This window comes from Streptomyces sp. NBC_00523, from assembly GCF_036346615.1.
Taxonomy (GTDB): domain Bacteria; phylum Actinomycetota; class Actinomycetes; order Streptomycetales; family Streptomycetaceae; genus Streptomyces.
The window spans coordinates 1,562,904-1,584,565 of sequence record NZ_CP107836.1 but is presented as its reverse complement, the minus strand read 5'-3'; the positions used below and the strand labels follow the sequence as shown (position 1 = coordinate 1,584,565).

18 protein-coding genes and 2 rRNA genes are annotated in these 21,662 nt (G+C 67.3%); 14 read left to right on the top strand and 6 right to left on the bottom strand.

Annotated features, from left to right (window positions below; genetic code table 11):
• Positions 1–12 precede the first annotated feature (12 nt).
• The 3 genes from OHS17_RS07115 (at position 13) to OHS17_RS07105 (ending at position 1,059) form a co-directional block, all read left to right on the top strand.
• Complete coding sequence (locus OHS17_RS07115) at positions 13–123, top strand: SGM_5486 family transporter-associated protein (protein ID WP_330315178.1); 111 nt, start codon at positions 13–15, stop codon at positions 121–123.
• A 145-nt stretch (positions 124–268) separates the two neighbouring features.
• The gene (locus OHS17_RS07110) at positions 269–469 is read left to right on the top strand and encodes a hypothetical protein (protein WP_330311481.1); all 201 of its coding nucleotides are present in this window, start codon (positions 269–271) and stop codon (positions 467–469) included.
• Positions 470–540: 71 nt separating this feature from the next.
• Positions 541–1,059, top strand: coding sequence for a SixA phosphatase family protein (locus OHS17_RS07105; RefSeq protein WP_330311480.1), 519 nt, complete (start codon positions 541–543; stop codon positions 1,057–1,059).
• A gap of 79 nt (positions 1,060–1,138) precedes the next feature.
• Here the strand turns inward: OHS17_RS07105 and serB are convergent, their stop codons facing one another.
• On the bottom strand, positions 1,139–2,395 hold the full coding sequence (gene serB / locus OHS17_RS07100; RefSeq protein ID WP_026171734.1) for a phosphoserine phosphatase SerB: 1,257 nt from the start codon (positions 2,393–2,395) through the stop codon (positions 1,139–1,141).
• A 228-nt stretch (positions 2,396–2,623) separates the two neighbouring features.
• On the opposite strand from serB, the gene OHS17_RS07095 reads away from it, so the two are divergent.
• Positions 2,624–5,179 carry an ABC transporter ATP-binding protein/permease gene (locus tag OHS17_RS07095; protein ID WP_330311479.1) on the top strand — a complete coding sequence of 852 codons (2,556 nt, stop codon included), beginning with the start codon at positions 2,624–2,626 and terminating at the stop codon, positions 5,177–5,179.
• 85 nt (positions 5,180–5,264) lie between these two features.
• Here the strand turns inward: OHS17_RS07095 and OHS17_RS07090 are convergent, their stop codons facing one another.
• A complete protein-coding gene (locus OHS17_RS07090; RefSeq protein ID WP_330311478.1) occupies positions 5,265–6,008 on the bottom strand; it encodes a transglycosylase SLT domain-containing protein in 744 nt (247 codons plus the stop codon).
• 440 nt (positions 6,009–6,448) lie between these two features.
• Between OHS17_RS07090 and OHS17_RS07085 the strand changes: the two genes are divergently transcribed.
• Positions 6,449–7,594: a GAF domain-containing sensor histidine kinase gene (locus tag OHS17_RS07085; RefSeq protein ID WP_330311477.1), complete on the top strand. Its 1,146-nt coding sequence runs from the start codon at positions 6,449–6,451 to the stop codon at positions 7,592–7,594.
• Complete coding sequence (locus OHS17_RS07080; RefSeq protein WP_018104736.1) at positions 7,587–8,231, top strand: response regulator; 645 nt, start codon at positions 7,587–7,589, stop codon at positions 8,229–8,231. The genes OHS17_RS07085 and OHS17_RS07080 overlap by 8 nt, the downstream gene beginning before the upstream one ends.
• A 128-nt stretch (positions 8,232–8,359) precedes the next feature.
• Here the strand turns inward: OHS17_RS07080 and OHS17_RS07075 are convergent, their stop codons facing one another.
• A complete protein-coding gene (locus OHS17_RS07075; RefSeq protein ID WP_330311476.1) occupies positions 8,360–9,139 on the bottom strand; it encodes a hypothetical protein in 780 nt (259 codons plus the stop codon).
• Between the two features lie 154 nt (positions 9,140–9,293).
• Between OHS17_RS07075 and OHS17_RS07070 the strand changes: the two genes are divergently transcribed.
• The 5 genes from OHS17_RS07070 (at position 9,294) to OHS17_RS07050 (ending at position 13,295) form a co-directional block, all read left to right on the top strand.
• Complete coding sequence (locus OHS17_RS07070; RefSeq protein WP_018104738.1) at positions 9,294–10,091, top strand: ABC transporter ATP-binding protein; 798 nt, start codon at positions 9,294–9,296, stop codon at positions 10,089–10,091.
• Positions 10,092–10,142: 51 nt separating this feature from the next.
• On the top strand, positions 10,143–10,970 hold the full coding sequence (locus OHS17_RS07065) for a hypothetical protein (RefSeq protein ID WP_330311475.1): 828 nt from the start codon (positions 10,143–10,145) through the stop codon (positions 10,968–10,970).
• Positions 10,971–11,029: 59 nt separating this feature from the next.
• Positions 11,030–11,461, top strand: a complete 432-nt coding sequence (locus OHS17_RS07060) for an NfeD family protein (RefSeq protein ID WP_018104740.1) — start codon at positions 11,030–11,032, stop codon at positions 11,459–11,461.
• 74 nt (positions 11,462–11,535) lie between these two features.
• Positions 11,536–12,465, top strand: a complete 930-nt coding sequence (locus tag OHS17_RS07055; RefSeq protein ID WP_018104741.1) for an SPFH domain-containing protein — start codon at positions 11,536–11,538, stop codon at positions 12,463–12,465.
• Between the two features lie 62 nt (positions 12,466–12,527).
• On the top strand, positions 12,528–13,295 hold the full coding sequence (locus OHS17_RS07050) for a sulfite exporter TauE/SafE family protein (protein WP_330311474.1): 768 nt from the start codon (positions 12,528–12,530) through the stop codon (positions 13,293–13,295).
• A 62-nt stretch (positions 13,296–13,357) separates the two neighbouring features.
• On the opposite strand, the gene OHS17_RS07045 is transcribed toward OHS17_RS07050, so the two are convergent.
• The 3 genes from OHS17_RS07045 to OHS17_RS07035 form a co-directional block, all read right to left on the bottom strand.
• The gene (locus OHS17_RS07045; RefSeq protein WP_330311473.1) at positions 13,358–13,864 is read right to left on the bottom strand and encodes an HNH endonuclease; all 507 of its coding nucleotides are present in this window, start codon (positions 13,862–13,864) and stop codon (positions 13,358–13,360) included.
• A 149-nt stretch (positions 13,865–14,013) separates the two neighbouring features.
• Complete coding sequence (locus tag OHS17_RS07040; RefSeq protein WP_330311472.1) at positions 14,014–14,553, bottom strand: YbhB/YbcL family Raf kinase inhibitor-like protein; 540 nt, start codon at positions 14,551–14,553, stop codon at positions 14,014–14,016.
• Positions 14,554–14,596: 43 nt separating this feature from the next.
• Complete coding sequence (locus OHS17_RS07035; protein ID WP_164629738.1) at positions 14,597–15,382, bottom strand: sporulation protein; 786 nt, start codon at positions 15,380–15,382, stop codon at positions 14,597–14,599.
• A gap of 73 nt (positions 15,383–15,455) precedes the next feature.
• On the opposite strand from OHS17_RS07035, the gene OHS17_RS07030 reads away from it, so the two are divergent.
• The 3 genes from OHS17_RS07030 (at position 15,456) to OHS17_RS07020 (ending at position 21,632) form a co-directional block, all read left to right on the top strand.
• Positions 15,456–16,097: a DNA-3-methyladenine glycosylase gene (locus OHS17_RS07030; protein WP_330311471.1), complete on the top strand. Its 642-nt coding sequence runs from the start codon at positions 15,456–15,458 to the stop codon at positions 16,095–16,097.
• Positions 16,098–16,676: 579 nt separating this feature from the next.
• Positions 16,677–18,202 (top strand): 16S ribosomal RNA (locus OHS17_RS07025).
• A gap of 304 nt (positions 18,203–18,506) precedes the next feature.
• A 23S ribosomal RNA gene (locus OHS17_RS07020) occupies positions 18,507–21,632 on the top strand.
• The 16S and 23S rRNA genes sit together here, the layout of an rRNA operon.
• Positions 21,633–21,662: the final 30 nt, after the last annotated feature.

The following is a 21,662-nucleotide window of genomic DNA, read 5'->3' as shown; positions in this document are numbered from 1 at the left end:
GCCATGTCACCTGTGCTCGATCCGAATCCCCAGAACGGTCAGAAGAAGCTGCTCCTCGTCCTCGGGGCCATGCTGCTGATCACGGTCGTCGTCGGCGTCATCGCCTCCCTCGCGTCCCCGTGACGCACCGCCCCGGCAGGGGTGGGGCTAGCACCCCTATCCCCTAGGGGGCCAGGGTCAGGGTGAAGTGGGTGGGTCACCGGATGGGAGCGGCGCCCCCGTCTCCGTAGGTTCTGAGTATCAGAACCGACCACCCACGGAGGCGGACATGCCGGCCCGTACGCACACCACCCGTCCGGAGCCGAGCGGCGTCGACGTACGGCTGCCGTGGTGGGCCGTCGCGCTGCCCGCCGTGGCCTTCGCCGCGCTCCTGCTGCTGATCGCCGGACCGGGCCAGGCGCAGGCCGCCACCGGTGAATCGGCGACCGGCCAGCTGCTGCGGCACCTCGTGGAGCTGGTGACCCGCTGACCTCCGGCCCCGGGGCACGAAGCCTCCAACACCCTGCGCCAGCTGGCGCGTTTCATGCGAAGCTGAGGTGTATGAGCGCCGATACATCTCGCAGGATCGTCCTTCTCAGGCATGCCAAGGCGGAATGGTCGCAGGAGTCCGACCACGAGCGGCCGCTGGCCGAGCGTGGCCGCATGGAGGCCCCCATGGTGGGCCGCAGGCTCGCCGATTCCGGGATCGTCTTCGACCTGGCCCTCTGCTCGACCGCCGTCAGAACGCGTGAGACGTGGAAACTGGCCGTGCACGAGATGCCCGAGCGCCCCAGGACCGTGTACGAGGAGCGGCTCTACGAGGCATCGCTCGGCGAGCTGATCGCCCTGGTCAACGAGACCCCGGACGACGTCGCCGACCTGCTGGTCATCGGCCACAACCCCGGCATGCACGCGCTCGCCGACGCCCTCTCCGGCAGCGGCGAGGGCGACGCGCTCGCCCGGATGGGGGGCGGCGGCTTCCCGACCGCCGCCTTCGCCGTGGTCGGGTTCACCGGCCCCTGGAAGAGCGTCGAGCACGGCGTCGGCCGGCTCGCCGAGTACTGGACCCCCAACGACTGACCCGCCGCCCGTACGCGAAGGGCCCCGGCACACACCGCGAGGTGCGCGCCGGGGCCCTTCCCGTAGCAGCGGGCGGAAGCTACTCCACGAGGCCGTCGGCTGCCTCGACCTCCTCGCGGGAGACGCCGAGCAGATAGAGCACGGTGTCCAGGAACGGCACGTTCACCGCCGTGTGCGCGGCCTCGCGGACCACCGGCTTCGCGTTGAACGCGACCCCGAGCCCCGCCGTGTTCAGCATGTCCAGGTCATTGGCCCCGTCACCGATCGCCACCGTCTGCGCCAGCGGCACCCCCGCCTCGGCGGCGAAGCTCCGCAGCAGCCGGGCCTTGCCCGCCCGGTCCACGATGTCCCCGGTCACCCGGCCCGTGAGCTTGCCGTCCACGACCTCCAGCGTGTTGGCGGAGGCGAAGTCGAGCCCCAGGCGCTCCTTCAGATCGTCGGTCACCTGCGTGAAACCGCCCGAGACCACGCCCACTTGGTAGCCGAGCCGCTTCAGCGTACGGATCAGCGTCCGGGCCCCCGGCGTCAGCCGGACCTCGGCGCGGACCTTCTCCACCACGGACACGTCGAGCCCCGCGAGCAGCGCCACCCGGGCGTGCAGCGACTGCTCGAAGTCCAGCTCGCCGCGCATCGCCCGCTCGGTCACCTCGGCGACCTCGGCCTCGCAGCCCGCGTGCGCCGCGAACAGCTCGATGACCTCGTCCTGGATCAGCGTCGAGTCGACGTCCATCACGACGAGCCGCTGCGCCCGGCGGCTCAGCCCCGCCGAGACGACCGCCACGTCCACGCCGATGCCCGCGGCCTCCGGCGCCAGCGCGGAGCGCAGCTCCTCGGTCCCCGTACCGGACACCGCGAACTCGACCGCCGTGACGGGGTACTTCGCCAGCCGGAAGATGCGGTCGATGTTCCCGCCGGTCGAGGTGATCCGGGCCGCTATGGCCGCCGTGGACTCCGCGGTCAGCGGGTGCCCCAGCACCGTGACGTGGGAACGGCCGACGCCGCGCGGCCGGTTGTCGCCGGTGCCGGAGATGATCTCGGCCTGGAGCTTCAGCGACTCCGCCCAGCTGTGCACGGTGGCCCGCAGCTCGCCCTCGGTGGTCCCGCCCGCGGTGGGCGCGGTGACCAGCGCGCACAGGACGATGCGGCCCCGGGTCACGACCTGCTCGATGTCGACCACGTCGACCGAGTAGGCGGCGAGGGTGTCGAAGAGGCCCGCGGTGATCCCGGGGCGGTCCTTCCCGAAGATCTTCACCAGCAGGGTCGGCACGTCCGGACCCTGCCGGGACGCGGCGGGCTCGGGAGACAGGGCGGGCTCAGGAGGCCGGGATACGCTCATGGTGCACCCACCGTATCGGTCCCCGAGCGCGCGCAGGCAGCCCGTCCCGAGTGCCGGACACCCCGGGCACCCGCACCCGGTCCGTCCCCTTTCGCCTGGCCGCGCAGGTCTCGGTGAGGTCACCCTCGGCCGCCCGGCTTTCGTATCCGGGACTGATCCTGGAATAGTTCCCCACGATGTTCAGCATCCCTAGACTCCCTGCGACGGGGGTAACACGGGGGACAACTAGTGGGGCGCGGAGTGCCGGAACTCGTACTGGAATTGAATGGCAGGGCCTGGACGCTCGATCCGTCCAGGACATACACCCTGGGGCGCGATCCGCAGGGGGACATGGCGATCGATGACGCCAGAGTGTCGTGGCGGCACGCCACGATCAGCTGGAACGGGCGCAGTTGGTTCATCGAGGACCACGGCAGCACCAACGGCACGTACGTGCACGGGCAGCGGATCCACCAGATGGAGATCGCGGCCGGCTCCACCGTGAACCTGGGCAACGCCACCGACGGACCCCGGCTGAGCCTGAGCGCCGCGGGCGTCTACAGCGGCCGGGCCGCCGGTCCCGCGCAGCCGCAGCAGACCCCGCCGCACCAGCCCCAGCAGGGCGGACCTGGCTGGCAGCAGCCGGCGCCCCAGCAGCAGGCACCTCAGCAGCCCGTCCCGCCGCAGCAGCAGGGCTGGCAGCAGCCCCAGCAGCCGCACGTGCCGCAGCAGGGCGGGGCCCCGGGCCCGCCCGGACCCGGCACCGGTCCGGCGGGAGCGGCGCCGGTCTACGGGGACCGCAGCCCGACCACGTTCCACCAGCTGGCCCTCGGCCGGGTGATGCGGATCGGCCGTGCGCTGGAGAACGACCTGGTCGTCTCGGACCTCCAGGTCTCCCGCAACCACGCCGAGTTCCACGCGACGCCCGACGGCCGCTTCGAGATCCGCGACCTCGGCTCGCACAACGGCACGTACGTCAACGGCCAGCCGCTCTCCAAGTCCGGCTCGGCGCTCATCGGCCCGAACGATACCGTCGGCGTCGGTCACTCGACGTTCCGGCTCGTCGGGGACCGGCTGGAAGAGTTCGTCGACACCGGTGAGGTCTCCTTCGCGGCCCGCCACCTCACGGTCACGGTCGACGGCGGCAAGCAGATCCTCAAGGACGTCTCGTTCGGCGTCCCGGAGAAGTCGCTCATCGGCGTCATCGGCCCGTCCGGCTCCGGCAAGTCCACCCTGCTCAAGGCGCTCACCGGCTACCGGCCCGCCAACCAGGGCGATGTCCTCTACGACAACCGGAACCTCTACAAGCAGTTCGCCGAGCTCCGCCAGCGCATCGGTCTGGTCCCGCAGGACGACATCCTGCACAAGGAACTGACCGTCACCCGCGCCCTGAAGTACGCGGCCAAGCTCCGCTTCCCCGCGGACACCACCGAGGCCGAGCGCCAGGCCCGGATACACGAGGTCCTGACCGAGCTCAAGCTCGACATCCACAAGGACAAGAAGGTCACCTCGCTCTCCGGCGGCCAGCGCAAGCGCGTCTCGGTGGCGCTGGAGCTGCTCACCAAGCCGTCGCTGATCTTCCTGGACGAGCCGACCTCCGGCCTCGACCCGGGCATGGACCGCGACGTGATGCAGCTGCTGCGCGGACTGGCCGACGACGGCCGTACCGTCCTGGTCGTCACGCACTCGGTGGCCGAGCTGGCCATCTGCGACAAGCTCCTGGTGATGGCGCCGGGCGGTGCCGTGGCGTACTTCGGCCCGCCGGACGAGGCGCTGAACTTCTTCGGCTACACCACCTGGGCCGACGTCTTCTCGGCGTTCGAGAACTACCGCGACTACGACTGGTCGGGCCGCTGGCGCGGTTCGCAGCACTACCAGATGTACGCCGCCGACATCGACGCCGCCGCCGTGCAGTCCGTGCACATGCCGCCGCCGCAGCAGATGCGCCCGCCGAAGCCGCAGGGCTGGGGCACGCAGCTGTGGACGCTGATGCGCCGCTACCTCTCGGTGATCGGCTCCGACAAGGGCTTCATGGGTCTGATGGTGATCCTGCCCGCGGTGCTCGGCATCGTCAGCGTGGTCATCCCCGCGGACTTCGGTCTCGCCCCGCCGAAGCCGCCGTCCCGGTTCAACGGCGACGCCGGAACGATCATGCTGATCCTGGTGATCGGCATGACGTTCTCCGCGGCGGCCAACTCCGTACGAGAACTGATCAAGGAACGGGTCATCTACGAACGGGAACGGGCCACCGGCCTCTCCCGCTCGGCCTACCTGATGTCCAAGGTGATCGTGCTCGGCGTGATCACGGCCATCCAGGGCGTCATCATCTGCGGCATCGGCTTCGCCACCCGCGATCTGCCCGAAGAGGGCCTGATCATGCCGCCGGCCGTCGAGCTCTGCGTGACGATCATCGCGCTCGGCTTCACCTCGATGATGTTCGGCCTGGTGATCTCCTCGCTGGTGAAGACCTCCGAGAAGACCATGCCGCTGCTGGTCATGTTCGCGATCGTCCAGGTCGTCTTCACCGGCATCCTGTTCCAGGTGTACGGCTCGCCCGGCCTGGAGCAGTTCGCCTGGCTGATGCCGTCCCGCTGGGCCATCGCGGGCGCGGGCTCCACACTCGACCTCGCGCATCTGATGCCGCCGTGGGACCAGAAGAACCCCACGGACCTGGACCCGCTCTGGGAGCACTCGGTGAGCCAGTGGGGGATCAACATCTCGGTGCTGCTGTTCCTCGGCGTCATCTGCGGCTTCGCGGTCGCGCGGCTGCTGCGCCGCCACGAGCCCGAGGTCATGCGCAAGTAACCGGCCCGGACACGCGCCGAAGGGCGGCACCCACGCGGGGTGCCGCCCTTCGGCGTCTGTCGTCGGCGGTACGGATCGCTGCGGATCAGTACGCGCTGTTGACGTTGTCGATCGAGCCGTACTTGTCGGCGGCGTAGTTGGCCGACGCGGTGATGTTGGCGACCGGGTCGTACTGCGTGTGCGGGGTGCCGGACACGTGGTAGTAGTCGAAGGTCGGCTTGATGATCTGGAGCAGACCGATCGACGGAACGCCGTTCTGGGCGTTGATGTCCCAGTCGTTGATCGCGTTCGGGTTACCGCTGGACTCGCGGATGATGTTGCGGTGCAGGCCCTCGTACGTGCCCGGGATGCCCTTCTTGTGCATGATGTCGAGGGACTCCCGGATCCAGCCGTCCAGGTTGTTGCCGTACAGGTGCGTACGGGCGGAGGAGCGGCTGGAGCGCGACTCGGACTTGTGGGACTTGGCCTTGGAGTGCGCCTTGGCCTTCGCCTTCTTCTTCAGCTCGACCTTCTTCTCGGCCTTCTTGGCCTTGGCCTTCACCGCGGCGGCCTTCTTGGCCTTGGCGGCGTCGGAGGCCTTGACCAGCTTCTCGGCGGTCGAGTGCTGCTGAATGACGCTGTCCTGGATCGCGCGGGCCTGCTTGGAGCTCGCGGAGTCGAAGATGACCGGGGAGGCGGAGAGAGCCTGCGGTTCGGTCTCGGCCTCGGCGTGACCGGGCACCAGGGACAAGGAGAGTGCAGCGGCGGCGACGGCGGAGACGCCGGCGGCGGAGAGCTTCTGGGTCTTGTTCAGGTTACGGAGACGGCCGGTGAAGCGGGACGCGGACATACAGGCTTACCTCTTCGAATTCGGGGGGTCCTCACGGAGGACGAAGACGGGAGCGACTGCGCATCTCCGTCGGGGACGAGCTCAATTCTTAGCGGCGGCAAAATGCCGTGGCAAAGGTGTGACGTACGAAGCCGGGTAGTGGAATGGTGGGCGGTTTGCCGGGTTCGCTCCCAGGTCATCACCGTCCAAATCGCCCTTTTCGGTCCACTAGGCAGCTTCGTAAGTGACGTGGGCCCTATGCCCGGCCTCACATCAGGCGAGTAACAGCATCACCTTGTGTTGCTGAAGCAATTCGGAATGCGACGTTCCGGAGGGGGTTCGGGCAGTCGTTTCCGCCCCCGCGCACGGCGTACCGGCCGCAGGTCCTAGTCCTTCCGCCCCGGTCCCCGGCCGCCTCCGGTCCGATACGGGGCGCACAGGCCGCCGGTACGGTGAGGCGCATGAGCCACCGACCGCCCTCCGGCCTCGCCGCCGTCAGTGCCGCGCTGCTCGCCATGAGCCGCCACCTGGAGGTGCGGGACGTCCTGAAGACGATCGTCGCCTCGGCCCGCGAACTCCTGGACGCCGAATACGCCGCACTCGGGGTCCCCGACGACGACGGCGGCTTCGCCCAGTTCGTCGTGGACGGCGTCAGCGACGAACAGTGGAAGGCCATCGGCCCGCTGCCCCGGCAGCACGGCATCCTCGCCGCGATGCTCCACGGCGCGAAGACCGAGCGCCTCGCCGACGTCCGCAAGGACCCCCGCTTCGGGGGCTGGCCCAGCGCCCACCCCGACATGTCCGACTTTCTCGGCCTGCCCATCCGGGACGGCGACGAGACCATCGGCGCCCTCTTCCTCGCCAACAAGAGGTGCCCCAAGCCCGAGGGCGTCTGCGGCTTCAACGCCGAGGACGAGGAACTGCTCTCGATCCTCGCCCAGCACGCGGCCATCGCCCTGACGAACGCCCGCCTCTACGAACGCAGCCGCGAGCTCACCATCGCCGAGGAGCGCTCCCGCCTCGCCCACGAGCTGCACGACGCGGTCAGCCAGAAGCTCTTCTCGCTGCGGCTCACCGCCCAGGCCGCCGCCGCCCTGGTCGACCGCGACCCGGCCCGCGCCAAGGGCGAGCTCCAGCAGGTCGCCGCCCTCGCCGCCGAGGCCGTGGACGAACTGCGCGCCGCCGTCGTGGAGCTCCGCCCGGCCGCCCTGGATGAGGACGGCCTCGTCGCCACCCTCCGCACCCAGGTCCAGGTCCTCGACCGGGCCCACACCGCCCGGGTCACCTTCACCGCCACCGGCGTCCGGGCCCTGCCCGCCGCCCAGGAGGAAGCGCTGCTCCGGGTCACCCAGGAGGCCCTGCACAACGCCCTGCGCCACGCCGACGCGGCCCACGTCGACGTCACCCTCGCCCGCCACGACGGTGCCACGCTGCTGCGGATCACCGACGACGGCCGGGGCTTCGAACCCGCCGCCACCCGCCGGGCCGGGCGCCACCTGGGCCTGGTCTCCATGCGGGACCGGGCGAGCGGCGTCGGCGGCCGCCTCACCGTTGAATCCGCGCCCGGCAAGGGCACCACGATCGAGATGGAGACCCCCGGTGGCTGACAGGATCATCAGGGTGCTGCTCGTCGACGACCACCAGGTCGTCCGCCGCGGCCTGCGCACGTTCCTGGAGATCCAGGACGACATCGAGGTCGTCGGCGAGGCGGCCGACGGCGCCGAGGGCGTGGCCAGGACGGAGGAGCTGCGGCCCGACGTCGTACTGATGGACATCAAGATGCCCGGCACCGACGGCATCGAGGCGCTGCGCCGCCTCCGCGAGCTGGAGAACCCGGCCAAGGTGCTGATCGTCACCAGCTTCACCGAGCAGCGCACGGTCGTCCCCGCCCTGCGCGCGGGCGCCTCCGGCTACGTATACAAGGACGTCGACCCGGACGCCCTGGCCGGCGCCATCCGCTCCGTGCACGCCGGGCACGTCCTGCTCCAGCCCGAGGTGGCCGGGGCGCTGCTCGCCCAGGACGAGCCGGGCGCGGGCACCGGCCGGGGGAGCACCCTCACCGAACGCGAGCGGGAAGTGCTCGGCCTGATCGCCGACGGCCGGTCCAACCGCGAGATCGCGCGGGCCCTGGTCCTCTCCGAGAAGACGGTCAAGACCCACGTCTCGAACATCCTCATGAAGCTCGACCTGGCCGACCGCACCCAGGCGGCACTCTGGGCGGTCCGCCACGGAGCGGCGGGCTGAGGGGAGCCGGGCCGGCCCCGGCCACCACGACCGCGGGCCGGGCCCGGCCCGCAGGGCCCGGGGCCCCAGCCGCCACCCCCGCGGCCCCGGCCCGCACGCGCTCCCGCCGACCCGGGGCGCTCGCGCCCCTACCGCGCGCGCTCCTCCACATACGCGTTGTACGCCGCCACCTGCGCCCGCCGGGCCACCCGTTCCACCGGCCGCAGCGCCTCGCCCCGTGCCGCCATCTCCGACGCGCTCACCGCGCCGCCGTGCCCGTTCTCGTACGCCACCGAGATCAGCAGCCCGACCCGCTGGGCCAGCTCAAGGACACGCACCGCCCGCGGTGGATAGCCCGGGGCCAGCACCTCGCGCCCCCGCTCCGCCCGCGCCCGGTACGCGTCCACCGCCGCCTCGGCCACCGGCCCCGAACCGGCCACGTCCAGCCGGGTCAGCAGCGCCGTCGCGTCCCGCAGCGCCTCGGCCAGCTCCCGTTCCGCCTCGCCCAGCGAGGGCACGTCGGCCGGCGGAGCCTCCCGTACCGCCAGGCAGTGCCACACCACGTCCACGTGCACATCGCCGGCCGGGCCCGCCTCGCGCACCTCGGGCACCAGCCCGTACGGGGCGCCGTGGGTCACCACGGCCTCCTCCGCCTCCAGGGCCCGGGCGTTGAAATCGGCCGGACCGCTCAGCCCCAGCGGATGCCCCGGCACCGGCAGCGCGACCCGGAAGCCGCTCACCCCCAGCGCCCGCAGCCGCCCCAGGGCGAACGTCAGCCCGACCGGACCGGCCTCACCCGGCAGCCCCTCGACGCGGTGCACCGCGTCCTCCCCGACGATGGCGAGCGCCGCGTCGTCCGGGGACACGAGCCCCGCCAGCAACGCGTTCCCCCAGGCGGCCAGCAGCCCTGAACGTGGTTCCGAAAGCATGCGGACAGCCTAGGGGGTGTCTTGCGGGGCACGGCCGGGTCCGCGACGGCGGGCCCAGCGCCGCCGGTACTCACGCGGTGGCGTAGGTTTTCCCTGGGAGCTGTGCCCACAGGCACGCGACGATCTCGACACTGCATGGGGAGACAACGCGCTCATGAGCGATGTACTGGAGCTGGTGGACGTATCCGTGGTCCGCGACGGACGCGCTCTGGTGGACGACGTCTCCTGGTCGGTCAAGGAGGGTGAGCGCTGGGTCATCCTCGGCCCCAACGGCGCCGGCAAGACCACCCTGCTCAACATCGCGTCCAGCTACCTCTTCCCTACCAAGGGCACCGTCAGCGTCCTCGGCGAGCGCCTCGGCGGCGTCGGTACCGACGTCTTCGACCTGCGCCCCCGCATCGGCATCGCGGGCGTCGCCCTGGCCGAGAAGCTGCCCCGCCGCCAGACGGTCCTCCAGACGGTGCTCACCGCCGCCTACGGCATGACCGCCACCTGGAACGAGAACTACGACAAGGTGGACGAGGACCGCGCCCGCGCCTTCCTCGACCGGCTCGGCATGACCGAGTACCTCGACCGCAAGTTCGGCACCCTCTCCGAGGGCGAGCGCAAGCGCACCCTGATCGCCCGCGCCATGATGACCGACCCCGAACTGCTCCTCCTGGACGAGCCCGCCGCCGGTCTCGACCTCGGCGGCCGCGAGGACCTGGTCCGCCGCCTCGGCCGGCTGGCCCGCGACCCGTACGCGCCCTCCATGATCATGGTGACCCACCACGTCGAGGAGATCGCCCCCGGCTTCACCCACGTCCTCATGATCCGCCAGGGCAAGGTGCTCGCCGCCGGCCCCATGGAGACCGAGCTCACCTCCCGCAACCTCTCCCTCTGCTTCGGCCTGCCCCTCGTGGTCGAGCACCAGGGCGAGCGCTACACCGCCCGCGGACTGCCGCTCGGCTAGAGCGGCGCCGAGTACATCAGAGGTTGACGGCTCGTACGCCTGGGGTGGGGTATGGAACAGCAGCAGTACGTGGCGCGTTGCTCGGAGCTCTTCGCGGTGGGTGGCCACGCGGCCGTGAGGAAGGCCGCGGAAGCGGGGCTCGACGAGTGCGGACCCGATCCGGCTCTCTACCGCTGGCTCGGACAGGCGCACGCCGCGGAAGACGACGACGACCACGACCGTGAGGCCGAGACGGCCTATCGCAAGGGCCTCGCCCTGGCGGAGGACGACCTCGGGCTCATGGTGTCGTATCTGGAGCTGTGCCTCCGCTCGGACAGCTTCGACTTCCCGGGACGGGCGCGCCGTGCGGCGGTTCTGCGGGAAAGAATCGAGGAGCTGGCCCCGCCCGGGTCACCCGAGCGCGAACGGGTCGACGACGCGACGGGCTGGGCCGGCCGCGGGTATTGGGACGACCTGTACATGGCCGCCGCTCGCGGGCAGGCCGAGCAGACGGCTGTGGCGGAGCAGAGCGTGCTCGTCACCGACGCGCTGCGGCGGGCCGCCCGGGGCGAGTCCGCCGGGGACACCGGCGAAGACCTGCGGGCAGCCGAAACCGCCGCGGCGGTCGAGCTGCTCCAGGGCGCCCGGAACGCCCCCCTGCGCCTGCTCCTCGCGCACCGGGTCGCCGCGTACGTGTTGACGTTCGCGGCGTCGTTCGGCCTGAACAAGGCACTGGTGCTGAGCGGGGTGCTGGACTTCAGCCTGTGGGGCTGGCTGCTCTGGGTTCCCGTGCTCCTGGCCGAGGCCAAGCTCCGCGAGGCCAGGAACCTGGGACGGGAGCGCGTGATCGCCCGCATCCAGGCGCGTCACGACGAAACGCCCCTCAAGTCCGCCCCGTAGCAGGCGTCCTGCCCGGTCGCGCCCTGTCCTTGGGGTGCGCGCGGTCCTACGATGGTCACGTGGACATCGACGCGTGGGTGTGGTGGCTGATCGGCGCGGTGGGACTGGGCATTCCGCTCGTCCTGACCGCGATGCCCGAGTTCGGCATGTTCGCCGTGGGGGCCGTCGCCGCCGCGGTCGTCGCGGCCCTCGGCGGCGGAATCGTCGCCCAGGTCCTGGTCTTCGTCATCGTCTCGGTGGCGCTGACGGCCGTGGTGCGCGTGATCGCCGGGCGGCAGCGCGCGGACCGGGCACCCGTGCACGCCACCGGCATCGATGCCCTGAAGGGCCGTCAGGCCGTCGTCCTGGAACGGGTGGACGGCGAGGGCGGCCGCATCAAGCTGGCAGGCGAGGTCTGGTCGGCGCGCGCCCTCGAACCAGGATTCAGCTACGACCCCGGCCAACAGGTCGACGTCGTGGACATCGACGGGGCGACGGCCGTCGTCATGTGACCGAACTGCCCCCACACCCAGGCGCGTTCTGTCAGACTCGATGACGATCATCAACCGAAGGGCACGAGGAAACGATGCAACCGATCATCATCGTCCTGATCATTCTGGTGGTGCTCGTCTTCATCGCCCTGATCAAGACGATCCAGGTCATCCCGCAGGCCAGCGCCGCCATCGTGGAACGCTTCGGCCGGTACACCCGCACGCTCAACGCGGGCCTGAACATCGTCGTCCCGTTCATCGACTCGATCCGCAACCGGATCGACCTGCGCGAGCAGGTCGTGCCCTTCCCGCCGCAGCCCGTCATCACCCAGGACAACCTGGTCGTCAACATCGACACCGTCATCTACTACCAGGTGACCGACGCCCGGGCGGCGACGTACGAGGTCGCCAGCTACATCCAGGCCATCGAGCAGCTCACCGTCACCACCCTCCGCAACATCATCGGCGGCATGGACCTGGAGCGGACCCTCACCTCCCGCGAGGAGATCAACGCGGCCCTGCGCGGCGTCCTGGACGAGGCCACCGGCAAGTGGGGCATCCGAGTCAACCGCGTGGAACTCAAGGCGATCGAGCCGCCCACCTCCATCCAGGACTCGATGGAGAAGCAGATGCGCGCCGACCGCGACAAGCGCGCCGCCATCCTCCAGGCCGAGGGCACCCGGCAGTCCGCGATCCTCACCGCCGAGGGCGAGAAGCAGTCCGCGATCCTGCGCGCCGAAGGTGAGGCCAAGGCCGCCGCCCTGCGCGCGGAGGGCGAGGCCCAGGCCATCCGTACGGTCTTCGAGTCCATCCACGCAGGCGACCCGGACCAGAAGCTGCTCTCGTACCAGTACCTCCAGATGCTGCCGAAGATCGCCGAGGGCGACGCCAACAAGCTCTGGATCGTGCCCAGCGAGATCGGCGACGCCCTCAAGGGCCTCAGCGGCGCCTTCGGCAACCTCGGCTCCGGCGCACCCGGCTTCAACACCGGCAAGGAACGGCGCGAGGAACCCCCGGTCGACTGACGTGTACACCCCCCGTGCATGATGCGGTGCAGCAAGCACCGATCACGCACGGGGGATACGCCATGTCCATCTGGGAGATGCTCGCCGTCTTCGCCGCGGGGGTCAGCGCCGGCACGATCAACACGATCGTCGGCTCCGGCACGCTCATCACCTTCCCCGTCCTGCTCGCCACCGGCCTGCCCCCGGTCACCGCCACCGTCTCCAACGCGCTCGGCCTGATCCCCGGCTCCATCAGCGGCGCGATCGGCTACCGCAAGGAGCTCGAGGGACAGCGCTCCCGCGTCCTCAAGCTCACCGTGGGCGCCCTCATCGGCGGCCTCACCGGCGCCACCCTGCTCCTGGCCCTGCCCTCGACGGCCTTCGAGACCATCGTCCCGGTCCTGGTCGCCCTGGCCCTGGTCCTGGTCATCCTGCAACCGCGCATCAGCAAGGCCGTCCAGGACCGGCGCGCTCGCACCGGGGCACCCGCCCACCCCGACGGCGGCCCGCTGCTCTACATCGGCCTGACCCTCGCCAGCGTCTACGGCGGCTACTTCACGGCCGCCCAGGGGATCATCTACCTCTCCCTCATGGGCATGCTGGTGGACGACACCATCCAGCGCCTCAACGCCGTCAAGAACGTCCTCGCGGCCGTCGTCAACAGCATCGCCGCGCTGTTCTTCCTCTTCGTCGCCGACTTCGACTGGACCGCCGTCGTCCTGATCGCGGTGGGCTCCGCCATCGGCGGCCAGATCGGCGCCAAGGTCGGCCGCCGCCTCAGCCCCGCCCTGCTGCGCGCCCTCATCGTCACCGTCGGCACGGTCGCCATCGTCCAGCTGCTGCTGCGCTGAACGACCGAGGCCCGCCTCCCCCGGGGAGACGGGCCTCGCTCACCTCACCGGACGTACGGCGGCTACGCCGCGCTCCGCGCCAGCCACTCCGGCAGTGCCGAGCGGTCGCCCGCCCCCAGGGACAGGAGCATCGCCTCCGCGGGGGAGGGCACGAAGGGCTTGCGCAGCAGCGGCATCCCCGCCTGCTCCGGCGTACGGTCCGCCTTGCGGTGGTTGTCCTCCGCGCAGGAGGCCACCGTATTGAGCCAGGCGTCCTGCCCGCCCTGGGCCCTCGGCACCACGTGATCGACGGTGCTCGCCCGCTTCCCGCAGTACGCGCACCGGTGCTGGTCCCGGACCAGGACGCCCCTTCTGGACCACGGCGCCTGTCTTCGGAACGGCACCCGTACGTACCGGCAGAGCCTGATCACCCGGGGCACCGGGATGTCCACATCGGCGCCGCGCATCCGGAGGCCGGGGTGGGACTGCTCGACAACGGCCTTGTCCTGAAGAATCAGCACCACCGCACGGTTGAGCGTCACCGTCGACAGCGGCTCGAAGCTCGCATTCAGTACCAGCGTGTCCCGCATCCCGCCCACCTCCCGTGTGCCGGCCGCCCCCTGGCAGGCCCGGATCAACTCTGGCCCCGGCACGCCGTGATGGACAACGCATTAAAAAATGCCCTGCCCTGATCTCTCCAAGACCAGGGCAGGGCAAACGGATGCGGATGTTTTGGTGTTCAGTCGTTGTCGGCGGGCTCCGCGTATTCGGCGACCAGCTGGGCCCGGCCCAGGGTGTGGAACCGCAGGTTGAACCCGACGACCGCCGGTGAGGCGTCGCTGTCGGGGCCCAGCTTCTCGGTGTCCACCGCGTACACGGTGAACACGTAGCGGTGGTTCTCCCCGGCCGGCGGGGCGGCCCCGCCGAAGTCCTGGGTCCCGTAGTCGTTGCGCGCGTGCACGGCACCGGCGGGCAGCCCCTCGGACTTCGCGCCGCCCGCACCGGCCGGCAGCTCCGTGACGGACGCGGGGATGTCGAAGAGCACCCAGTGCCAGAACCCGCTGCCCGTGGGCGCGTCGGGGTCGAAGCACGTCACGGCGAAGCTCTTCGTCTCCGCCGGGAAGCCCTCCCAGCGCAGGTGCGGCGAGGTGTTCCCCGCCGCGTACACCTGTGCGTCGGAGAGCACGGCCCCCGGGGCGATGTCCTCGCTCACCACGGTGAACGAGGGAACCTCCGGATGGAAGTCGTGCGGCAGCGGCGCCCTCTTCGGCTCGGTCACGTCAGCACCTCTCGGTCGGCTCTGTCGGATGACTCCTCCGACCCTAGAGCCAGTTGCGCGAACCGCCGACCTGCGCCAGCCACTGGTTCAGATATGCCGCCCAGTCGGTCTCGTGGAAGTTGTGCAGACCGACCTTGAAGGCGCGGTACGAGTCGCTGCCCTCGCTGAACAGACCCGCCTTCTTGTCCATCTCCAGGATGACGTCCATCTCGCGGTCGTCCGCGACGAACGACAGCTCCACCTGGTTCAGCCCCCGGTACTGCTGCGGCGGGTGGAACTCGATCTCCTGGTAGAACGGCAGCCGCTGCCGCGTACCGCGGATGTGGCCGCGCTCCATGTCGGCGCTGCGGAAGCTGAAGCCCAGCTGGCCGAAGGCGTCGAGGATGGCCTCCTGGGCCGGCAGCGGGTGCACGTTGATCGGGTCGAGGTCGCCGGAGTCCAGCGCCCGCGCGATCTCCAGCTCGGTCGTCACCCCGATGTTCATGCCGTGCAGGTGCTGGCCGGCGAACATGGTGATCGGCGTCTCCCAGGGGATCTCGAGGCCGAACGGCACCACGTGCACCGCGCCCGCCTGGACCTGGAAGGCGCCGCCGACGCGCAGCTTGGTGAACTCGACGTCCTGCTTGTACTCCTGGTCGTCCTGGCCCTCGACCTCGACCCGGGCCTGCAGGCCCACGGAGAGCCCCTCGATCTGCTGGTCGACGGAGCCGCCCTGGATACGCACCTCGCCCTGGACGACGCCGCCGGGGACGACGTTGACCTCGCTCAGCTCGGTCTCCACCGAGGCGCCACCGGCACCCATGCTCGCGAGCAGCCGCTTGAAGCCCATGTTTTCTCCTCCTAGGTCCTGACCCCTACATACGCGCGACGACCGTAGTCGGTTCCCAGTAACCTCGAACCTCATGATCGATGGCCCGGACCGTACGCCGCTGACGCGGGATTTCTTCGACCGCCCCGTACTGGAGGTGGCGCCCGACCTCCTCGGCCGCACCCTGGTCCGCAGCACCCCGGAGGGTCCGATCGCCCTGCGCCTCACGGAGGTGGAGGCGTACGCCGGCGAGATCGACCCGGGTTCGCACGCCTTCCGGGGCCGGACCCGGCGGAACGACGCGATGTACGGCCCGCCGGGCCACGCGTACGTCTACTTCACGTACGGCATGTGGCACTGCATGAACCTGGTGTGCGGCCCCGAGGGCCGGGCCAGCGGGGTGCTGCTGCGGGCCGGCGAGATCCTGGAGGGCGCCGAGCTGACGCGTAAACGTCGAGTTTCGGCCCGTAATGACAAGGAACTGGCCAAAGGCCCGGCCCGCCTCGCGACCGCCCTGGACATCGGCCGCGCGCTGGACGGCACCGACGCCATCGCCCACGAGGGCGCCGAGCTCTCCGTGCTCCACGGCACCCCGCCCGCTCGTGACCAGGTGCGGAACGGACCGCGGACCGGGGTGGGCGGGGACGGGGCGGTGCACCCCTGGCGGTTCTGGATCGACGGCGACCCCACGGTGAGCCCGTACCGGGCCCATGTGCCCCGCCGCAGGTCAACTTGACTCGCCCGGATGGGCCCCCTAATGTTGTCCGAGTCGCTTGACACGGGTACAGCTGTTGGTTCGGTCCATCGGATCGTGAGCCACGCAGACCCGGAGCGGCCAACCACTACCTACGATTCACCCCAGAGGGTGCGAGTTTCGGCATGCCGGAATTCGGTCCCACTGACTCGATTATGAGTAAACGGGAGAAGCCGCTAAAGTAGTGGACACGCCGAAAGGGAAACGCGAAAGCGAGGAACTGGAAAGCGAAAATCGCTTGACCCGCTTCGACCGGGAATCGGACACGAAAGAGTCTGATAGAGTCGGAAACGCAAGACCGAAGGGAAGCGCCCGGAGGAAAGCCCGCAGGGGTGAGTACAAAGGAAGCGTCCGTTCCTTGAGAACTCAACAGCGTGCCAAAAGTCAACGCCAGATATGTTGATACCCCGGCCTGCTTCGGCAGGTTGGTGGTTCCTTTGAAAGTCCTGCCGAGTCATTGACTGGGTAGGCAAAACACAGCGAGGACGCAGTGGACGACGGGTCATATTCCGACCCTGTTCGTTCCGCTCTCGTGATGTGTCTCCCGATTACGGGAAAACATTCACGGAGAGTTTGATCCTGGCTCAGGACGAACGCTGGCGGCGTGCTTAACACATGCAAGTCGAACGATGAAGCCCTTCGGGGTGGATTAGTGGCGAACGGGTGAGTAACACGTGGGCAATCTGCCCTTCACTCTGGGACAAGCCCTGGAAACGGGGTCTAATACCGGATAATACTTTCTTCCTCCTGGGAGAAGGTTGAAAGCTCCGGCGGTGAAGGATGAGCCCGCGGCCTATCAGCTAGTTGGTGGGGTAATGGCCTACCAAGGCGACGACGGGTAGCCGGCCTGAGAGGGCGACCGGCCACACTGGGACTGAGACACGGCCCAGACTCCTACGGGAGGCAGCAGTGGGGAATATTGCACAATGGGCGAAAGCCTGATGCAGCGACGCCGCGTGAGGGATGACGGCCTTCGGGTTGTAAACCTCTTTCAGCAGGGAAGAAGCGAAAGTGACGGTACCTGCAGAAGAAGCGCCGGCTAACTACGTGCCAGCAGCCGCGGTAATACGTAGGGCGCAAGCGTTGTCCGGAATTATTGGGCGTAAAGAGCTCGTAGGCGGCTTGTCACGTCGGTTGTGAAAGCCCGGGGCTTAACCCCGGGTCTGCAGTCGATACGGGCAGGCTAGAGTGTGGTAGGGGAGATCGGAATTCCTGGTGTAGCGGTGAAATGCGCAGATATCAGGAGGAACACCGGTGGCGAAGGCGGATCTCTGGGCCATTACTGACGCTGAGGAGCGAAAGCGTGGGGAGCGAACAGGATTAGATACCCTGGTAGTCCACGCCGTAAACGTTGGGAACTAGGTGTTGGCGACATTCCACGTCGTCGGTGCCGCAGCTAACGCATTAAGTTCCCCGCCTGGGGAGTACGGCCGCAAGGCTAAAACTCAAAGGAATTGACGGGGGCCCGCACAAGCAGCGGAGCATGTGGCTTAATTCGACGCAACGCGAAGAACCTTACCAAGGCTTGACATACACCGGAAAGCATCAGAGATGGTGCCCCCCTTGTGGTCGGTGTACAGGTGGTGCATGGCTGTCGTCAGCTCGTGTCGTGAGATGTTGGGTTAAGTCCCGCAACGAGCGCAACCCTTGTTCTGTGTTGCCAGCATGCCCTTCGGGGTGATGGGGACTCACAGGAGACTGCCGGGGTCAACTCGGAGGAAGGTGGGGACGACGTCAAGTCATCATGCCCCTTATGTCTTGGGCTGCACACGTGCTACAATGGCCGGTACAATGAGCTGCGATGCCGCGAGGCGGAGCGAATCTCAAAAAGCCGGTCTCAGTTCGGATTGGGGTCTGCAACTCGACCCCATGAAGTCGGAGTTGCTAGTAATCGCAGATCAGCATTGCTGCGGTGAATACGTTCCCGGGCCTTGTACACACCGCCCGTCACGTCACGAAAGTCGGTAACACCCGAAGCCGGTGGCCCAACCCCTTGTGGGAGGGAGCTGTCGAAGGTGGGACTGGCGATTGGGACGAAGTCGTAACAAGGTAGCCGTACCGGAAGGTGCGGCTGGATCACCTCCTTTCTAAGGAGCATCTAGACCCTGTCAAAGGGGTCCAGAGCCACTACGTCGGCAAATGTTCGACGGTGGTCAGCTCATGGGTGGAACGTTGACTACTCGGCACGGCAAGTTGTTTGTCACTAGTACTGCTTCGGCGTGGAACGTGTAGGAACAACTGGTCGGGTCGGGCACGCTGTTGGGTATCTGAAGGTACGGGCTCGTTTGAGTCTGTCCTTCGGTTGCCGGCCCCAGTGAACTCGCCCGTGAGGGTGGGGTGGTGGGTGGCTGGTCGTTGTTTGAGAACTGCACAGTGGACGCGAGCATCTGTGGCCAAGTTTTTAAGGGCGCACGGTGGATGCCTTGGCACCAGGAACCGATGAAGGACGTGGGAGGCCACGATAGGCCCCGGGGAGCTGTCAACCGAGCTTTGATCCGGGGGTGTCCGAATGGGGAAACCCGGCAGTCGTCATGGGCTGTCACCCGCTGCTGAACACATAGGCAGTGTGGAGGGAACGAGGGGAAGTGAAACATCTCAGTACCCTCAGGAAGAGAAAACAACCGTGATTCCGGGAGTAGTGGCGAGCGAAACTGGATGAGGCCAAACCGTATGCGTGTGATACCCGGCAGGGGTTGCGCATGCGGGGTTGTGGGATCTCTCTTTCATAGTCTGCCGGCTGTGAGACGAGTCAGAAACCGTTGGTGTAGGCGAAGGACATGCGAAAGGTCCGGCGTAGAGGGTAAGACCCCCGTAGCTGAAACATCAACGGCTCGTTTGAGAGACACCCAAGTAGCACGGGGCCCGAGAAATCCCGTGTGAATCTGGCGGGACCACCCGTTAAGCCTAAATATTCCCTGGTGACCGATAGCGGATAGTACCGTGAGGGAATGGTGAAAAGTACCGCGGGAGCGGAGTGAAATAGTACCTGAAACCGTGTGCCTACAAGCCGTGGGAGCGTCGCGCATCGAGCTTGCTCGGTGCGTCGTGACTGCGTGCCTTTTGAAGAATGAGCCTGCGAGTTAGCGGTGTGTAGCGAGGTTAACCCGTGTGGGGAAGCCGTAGCGAAAGCGAGTCCGAATAGGGCGTTTGAGTTGCACGCTCTAGACCCGAAGCGGAGTGATCTAGCCATGGGCAGGTTGAAGCGGAGGTAAGACTTCGTGGAGGACCGAACCCACCAGGGTTGAAAACCTGGGGGATGACCTGTGGTTAGGGGTGAAAGGCCAATCAAACTCCGTGATAGCTGGTTCTCCCCGAAATGCATTTAGGTGCAGCGTCGTGTGTTTCTTGCCGGAGGTAGAGCACTGGATAGGCGATGGGCCCTACCGGGTTACTGACCTTAGCCAAACTCCGAATGCCGGTAAGTGAGAGCGCGGCAGTGAGACTGTGGGGGATAAGCTCCATGGTCGAGAGGGAAACAGCCCAGAGCATCGACTAAGGCCCCTAAGCGTACGCTAAGTGGGAAAGGATGTGGAGTCGCAGAGACAACCAGGAGGTTGGCTTAGAAGCAGCCACCCTTGAAAGAGTGCGTAATAGCTCACTGGTCAAGTGATTCCGCGCCGACAATGTAGCGGGGCTCAAGCGTACCGCCGAAGTCGTGTCATTCCAGCATGAAGGGCTAACGCCTGTTGGGATGGGTAGGGGAGCGTCGTGTGCCGGGTGAAGCAGCCGCGGAAGCGAGTTGTGGACGGTTCACGAGTGAGAATGCAGGCATGAGTAGCGATACACACGTGAGAAACGTGTGCGCCGATTGACTAAGGGTTCCTGGGTCAAGCTGATCTGCCCAGGGTAAGTCGGGACCTAAGGCGAGGCCGACAGGCGTAGTCGATGGACAACCGGTTGATATTCCGGTACCCGCTTTGAAACGCCCAGTACTGAATCAGGCGATGCTAAGTCCGTGAAGCCGGCCCGATCTCTTCGGAGTTGAGGGTAGTGGTGGAGCCGACGAACCAGACTTGTAGTAGGTAAGCGATGGGGTGACGCAGGAAGGTAGTCCAGCCCGGGCGGTGGTTGTCCCGGGGTAAGGGTGTAGGACGCACGGTAGGCAAATCCGTCGTGCATATAAGTCTGAGACCTGATGCCGAGCCGATTGTGGTGAAGTGGATGATCCTATGCTGTCGAGAAAAGCCTCTAGCGAGTTTCATGGCGGCCCGTACCCTAAACCGACTCAGGTGGTCAGGTAGAGAATACCGAGGCGTTCGGGTGAACTATGGTTAAGGAACTCGGCAAAATGCCCCCGTAACTTCGGGAGAAGGGGGGCCATCACTGGTGATCCGATTTACTCGGTGAGCTGGGGGTGGCCGCAGAGACCAGCGAGAAGCGACTGTTTACTAAAAACACAGGTCCGTGCGAAGCCGTAAGGCGATGTATACGGACTGACGCCTGCCCGGTGCTGGAACGTTAAGGGGACCGGTTAGCTGCTCTTCGGGGTGGCGAAGCTGAGAACTTAAGCGCCAGTAAACGGCGGTGGTAACTATAACCATCCTAAGGTAGCGAAATTCCTTGTCGGGTAAGTTCCGACCTGCACGAATGGCGTAACGACTTCTCGACTGTCTCAACCATAGGCCCGGTGAAATTGCACTACGAGTAAAGATGCTCGTTTCGCGCAGCAGGACGGAAAGACCCCGGGACCTTTACTATAGTTTGATATTGGTGTTCGGTTCGGCTTGTGTAGGATAGGTGGGAGACTTTGAAGCGGCCACGCCAGTGGTTGTGGAGTCGTCGTTGAAATACCACTCTGGTCGTGCTGGATGTCTAACCTGGGTCCGTGATCCGGATCAGGGACAGTGTCTGATGGGTAGTTTAACTGGGGCGGTTGCCTCCTAAAGAGTAACGGAGGCGCCCAAAGGTTCCCTCAGCCTGGTTGGCAATCAGGTGTTGAGTGTAAGTGCACAAGGGAGCTTGACTGTGAGACCGACGGGTCGAGCAGGGACGAAAGTCGGGACTAGTGATCCGGCAGTGGCTTGTGGAAGCGCTGTCGCTCAACGGATAAAAGGTACCCCGGGGATAACAGGCTGATCTTCCCCAAGAGTCCATATCGACGGGATGGTTTGGCACCTCGATGTCGGCTCGTCGCATCCTGGGGCTGGAGTCGGTCCCAAGGGTTGGGCTGTTCGCCCATTAAAGCGGTACGCGAGCTGGGTTTAGAACGTCGTGAGACAGTTCGGTCCCTATCCGCTGTGCGCGTAGGAATATTGAGAAGGGCTGTCCCTAGTACGAGAGGACCGGGACGGACGAACCTCTGGTGTGCCAGTTGTTCTGCCAAGGGCATGGCTGGTTGGCTACGTTCGGAAAGGATAACCGCTGAAAGCATCTAAGCGGGAAGCCTGCTTCGAGATGAGTATTCCCACCCTCTTGAAGGGTTAAGGCTCCCAGTAGACGACTGGGTTGATAGGCCAGATGTGGAAGCCCGGTAACGGGTGGAGCTGACTGGTACTAATAGGCCGAGGGCTTGTCCTCAGTTGCTCGCGTCCACTGTGTTGTTCCCAG